The sequence below is a fragment of the Chitinophaga sp. genome (assembly GCF_036566945.1).
In the GTDB taxonomy this organism is placed as follows: domain Bacteria; phylum Bacteroidota; class Bacteroidia; order Chitinophagales; family Chitinophagaceae; genus Chitinophaga.
Genome location: NZ_DATCVJ010000248.1, coordinates 1 through 4,447 on the forward strand (window position 1 = coordinate 1; position 4,447 = coordinate 4,447).

Annotated in this window: 6 protein-coding genes; 2 read left to right on the top strand and 4 right to left on the bottom strand. The window is 45.9% G+C overall.

Features of this window, described 5'->3' with window-relative positions:
- On the bottom strand, positions 1-409 hold a 409-nt coding region (locus VIP81_RS07265; protein WP_331957896.1), incomplete at its 3' end, for a dihydrofolate reductase family protein.
- A gap of 146 nt (positions 410-555) precedes the next feature.
- On the opposite strand from VIP81_RS07265, the gene VIP81_RS07270 reads away from it, so the two are divergent.
- Entirely contained in the window at positions 556-996 is a 441-nt protein-coding gene (locus VIP81_RS07270) for a hypothetical protein (protein ID WP_331957897.1), read from the top strand.
- 80 nt (positions 997-1,076) lie between these two features.
- Positions 1,077-1,514, top strand: a complete 438-nt coding sequence (locus VIP81_RS07275; protein WP_331957899.1) for a hypothetical protein — start codon at positions 1,077-1,079, stop codon at positions 1,512-1,514.
- Positions 1,515-1,550: 36 nt separating this feature from the next.
- Here the strand turns inward: VIP81_RS07275 and gap are convergent, their stop codons facing one another.
- From gap to VIP81_RS07290, 3 genes are all read right to left on the bottom strand, one after another.
- Positions 1,551-2,561, bottom strand: a complete 1,011-nt coding sequence (gap, locus tag VIP81_RS07280) for a type I glyceraldehyde-3-phosphate dehydrogenase (RefSeq protein ID WP_349258193.1) — start codon at positions 2,559-2,561, stop codon at positions 1,551-1,553.
- A gap of 153 nt (positions 2,562-2,714) precedes the next feature.
- Positions 2,715-4,241: a RagB/SusD family nutrient uptake outer membrane protein gene (locus VIP81_RS07285; RefSeq protein ID WP_331957903.1), complete on the bottom strand. Its 1,527-nt coding sequence runs from the start codon at positions 4,239-4,241 to the stop codon at positions 2,715-2,717.
- Positions 4,242-4,259: 18 nt separating this feature from the next.
- Positions 4,260-4,447, bottom strand: a 188-nt coding sequence (locus VIP81_RS07290) for a hypothetical protein (protein WP_331957905.1), incomplete at its 5' end; no start/stop codon positions are given.

Consider the following 4,447-nt stretch of genomic DNA (forward strand, 5'->3'; position numbering starts at 1 on the left):
CTTTATATACGTCAATCAGACCTGCCTGTATAAACGTTTTGATAAGACTGGCGCCACCGTAGAGCCAAATATCTTTACCTCCCTGCTGTTTAATTTCAGCCACCTTGTTGGATATATCAGCGCTGATGAATGTAGCCTTATCGTCCTGTCTGTTCTGACTCGAAAAAACAAATTTACTTTTGGCATGTATGGTTTGCCACATCTCTTCCTCAGCCGGGCTGGCCGTAGTTTCCGGCTGAAAATTTCCCCAGGCATCGTAGCTTACCCTTCCGTAAAAGATGGTGTCTACGCTGGATAGAAAACTACCAAAATCCATGTCATCGTCCATAATACACCAATCAATTTCTCCATTAGGTCCTTCAATAAATCCGTCTAAAGTGACGGCTAAATTTAAAATGATTTTCTTCATTCCGCATCGTTGTTGTTCGACTAAAGTCGGGTTAAAATTATCTGTATACCCTTGCCCACTGCCGTCTCTGTTCCGTATCTGTTTATATCTTTATTCCGGGTAATCCGGACGCCTGCCTATTATCAATTCTTCAAAAGTATTCAATAATGAAAAAAATACAGACACTTTTTTTAGTAGCCTCCCTGTGTTTTGCCATGAGCAGTGCTAACGCCGCTGCCGGCAGCAACTCATTATGGTATATGAGTAAAAGTTTCTCCAATTATACTGCCGCCGCGCGTCTTTCACCTATATCTGTGAGTGTAAATGTGGTAACCTTGCTGGGCGTACCTGTTAAGATATGCTCCGCATTAGGGCAAACTTTGATCACCAGTCCTTTGGTTTACAAGTTAGAGCCTACTATCATTTCCATACCCATTCAGTGCTCCAACTATCAGCAACAGCCGGTTATATTGGACGTTGCAGCAGGCGACGTGATAGAAGCGTGGGGATATGTACTCAGTACAGGATTTAATATATACGCCCAACATACCGTTACCACAGCAGATATTAGTGCCGGCACGGTTACGGTGAACCTGCTGCTTCAGTAATGAGTTTTGTTCAGACCATTCGACTACCATTTGCATTCCTACATGAAAATAGATAACCGTTACTTAAAAACTATTCAGTGATGAAAAAAATACAGACTATTTTTTTATTAGTCGCCCTATGTTTTGCCATGGGCAGTGCTAACGCTGCTGCCGGCAGCAACTCATTATGGTATATGAGTAAAAATTTCTCCAACTATGATGCTGCCAAACGTCTCACGCCCATAGCAGTACATGTAAATGTAGTTACCCTGCTGGGATTACCGATTAGTGTATGCTCCGTATTGGGACAAACTTTGATTAGTGGCGCTTATGTTTACCAGGTTGGCGCCCCCATTTTACGTGTACAGGTGCAGTGCTACAATTATGAGCAGCAAACGCTTATATGGCAGGTGGCTCCGGGCGACGAGATACATGCATATGGCTACGTAATTGGTACCGGGTTTAACTCAGAAGTATTCAAAATTGTTACCGCAGCTGATATCAGCGCCGGCATTCTTACCTTGAACCTGTTGCTCTAGTAAAAAGCAATCATAGCCCGAACCACCCCACTACGTTCAATTACGTTTAAGTGCCGCGATGCGTACTACCAGATCTGCCAGGCGGTTGGAATATCCAAACTCATTATCATACCAGCCCACTACTTTTACCAAATCGCCTACAATAGAGGTCAATAACGCATCGAAAGTGCAGGAATAAGGACTATCAATGATATCTACAGATACGATGGGGGCTTCTGTATATTTCAACACGCCTTTCATGGAGGAGTCAGCAGCTTCTTTAAATTTGGCATTTATTTCAGCTACGCTTTGGGGTTGTTTTTTCAGGATACAGGTAAAATCGGTCAGTGAACCATTTAGTACAGGTACACGTATACCTGCCCCGCCCATTTTACCTTCTAAATGCGGAAATATAGTGGTGATGGCTTTTGCAGCGCCGGTGGAGGTAGGAATAATGGAAGCTGATGCCGCACGCGCTCTGCGCAGATCTCTATGTGGTGCATCATGCAGGTTTTGATCTCCGGTCATGGAATGCACTGTGGTAATGTAGGCGTCTACGATTCCCCAGTTATCATCCAGCACTTTTACCATAGGCGCCACATTGTTGGTGGTACAGGATGCATTGGATAATACCGGTGAGGTCAGATCCACTAAATGATCGTTCACGCCTAATACGACGGTAGGAATATCTTTATCCGGCGACGGCGCTGATACAATCACCTGTTGGGCGCCTGCCTGCAAATGCAGTTCTGCGGCGGCTTTAGAGGTGAATTTACCGGTAGATTCAATCACCAGGTCAATCCCCAGTTCGGCCCATGGCAACTTCAACGGATCACGCTCTGCCAAAACACGGATTGATTTCCCGTCGATCACGAGGGTGTCGGCGGTAGCGCTTACTTCCCCTTTATATGGCCCATGCACAGAATCGTAAGTATAAAGGTGCGCCAATGTTGGCGTATCTGCCAGGTCATTGATAGCTATTACCTCAATGCCTGTCTTTTCCAATATCATGCGTAAAAATATTCTGCCAATTCGCCCAAAACCATTAATCGCTATCCTCATGTTGATGTAGTTATAGCCGGCAAATTTATTGGATAATGGGCGAATAACAAAAGACTCATAGCACCTGGCCAGGTTTGACCTGTTGATAAAAATGAGAAAAGGATGCTCAAAATTGCTTTTGAAACACCCTTTTCTCTATTTTTTAGTACCTATCGCTATCTATTTCCACTTGTCATTCTGCACCATCAGCGGATTGGCATTTATCTCTGCCTGGGGAATCGGGAAATAATCGTGTTTTCCGGCTATAAAATATTGCCGGCCCACTTTATCACTGGCGGTCATTTCCTGTTGCAGTAAGCCCCAACGTTTCAGGTCATAAAACCGTTGTCCTTCGCGGGCAAATTCCAACAGGCGCTGGTGCCTGATTTCAGCCATCATGGCATCTTTTCCCAGCGCGGTATTCAGTGCGGCCAGTTTAGCCCGGGATCTCACATCCTGCAAAAATGGATAGGCTTCGCCGGTTTTGCTCTGCATGGCCAGTGCTTCTGCCAGCAGCAGTTCTACATCTGCATACCTGAGTGCGCGCTCGTTAATACTGGAGGCGTAGTTAGCAGCACCGCTGCTGCCTGACAGTTCGTTGTCCTGCAGATAGTTCTGGTATTTTTTGTACATGGATTTATACGAAAACTGTAGCGTAAAAGCAGAGAATGGCTTTTTATAAAACACCGCACCCGGATAATCCCAGAAGAGGGTTGCATACATGCGGGGGTCCAACTCATTGGCTACCGTTTTTTCTACCTGGAACTCGTTGAACAGTTTATCTGTCGGACTCACTTCAAACCATCCGGCTACTTCTGATGGTGCAAATTCCTGTGCGGTGGTAACACCCAGGGCCTCATTTGCATTTTCACCTGCCCAGGGGTTGGTACCGCCCACGTCACTCACCTGAATTTCAAACAGCGATTCGGCGTTGTTATCCTGTGCTGCAATGAAATTATCGCCGTAGTCGGTGGTAAGATGGTAGTTAAAAGGTGTTGTTGTCAACTGTTTGAGGGTGGTAGCCGCGTTGTTCCAGTCTTTCATATACACATAAGCTTTGCCTAAAAAACCCAGTGCGGCACCTTTGGTGGCACGGCCTCTGTCGGCTGCAGCATAAACCAGTGGCAAGTCTGCCGCTGCTTCTGTGAAGTCTTTCACTACCTGCGCCCATACATCCGCCTCTGGAGATTTGGCAACAAAGTATTCTTCTTTCTCAACAGGAACGGTGGTACGAATGGGCACATCACCGAAGTTAACGACCAGGATAAAATAATTCAGTCCCCGCAGAAATTTGGCTTCGGCGATATAAGCCTTCTTCTTGTCGTCCGACAAGCCGGCCTTGTCAATGTTCTCCATGATTTGATTGGCGCGGAAAATAGCCCTGTAGGAGGTATTAAACACGTTTGTAGCCGCCGCATTATCCGGGGTGTTGGTAAAAGTGGCTAATTGATACAGATAGCTTACGTCATTGCGGATGAAGAAATCATCTCCGCGGCCATTGGATAATTCTACGCCACGCACGCCCCAATATCCGCCATCCACGTTTTTAAAGAGTCCGTAAGTGGCGGCCAGTGCGCTTTTCACATCAGCCTCATTTTTCCAATAGGTATCTGTAGTGATTTTATTCGGGTTTGTTAGTTCAAGCGTATCGCGGGAGCAGCTGGCAAGTACCAGTGTAGCCGCGACCGTGATCAATATCTTTTTCATACGTTGAATTTTTAATTTTTACAATGACAGTTGCAGGCCTACAGAAAATACACGCGCGAGCGGATAAGCAACGTGGCCGAAGTCTACACCTCTTTCCAGAATGCTGCCGGTTCTGCCGATATCCGGGTTAAAGCCGGTGTAATTGGTAATGGTAAACAGGTTGTCGGCACTGAGATAAGCACGCAATTTGGTTACTCTCATTCTTT

What these genes read in the sequence shown, in the direction of transcription:
- VIP81_RS07285 (WP_331957903.1), bottom strand. Translation starts at nt 4,241, where the DNA reads ATGAAAAAGATATTGATCACGGTCGCGGCTACACTGGTACTTGCCAGC.
- VIP81_RS07270 (WP_331957897.1), top strand. Translation starts at nt 556, where the DNA reads ATGAAAAAAATACAGACACTTTTTTTAGTAGCCTCCCTGTGTTTTGCC.
- VIP81_RS07275 (WP_331957899.1), top strand. Translation starts at nt 1,077, where the DNA reads ATGAAAAAAATACAGACTATTTTTTTATTAGTCGCCCTATGTTTTGCC.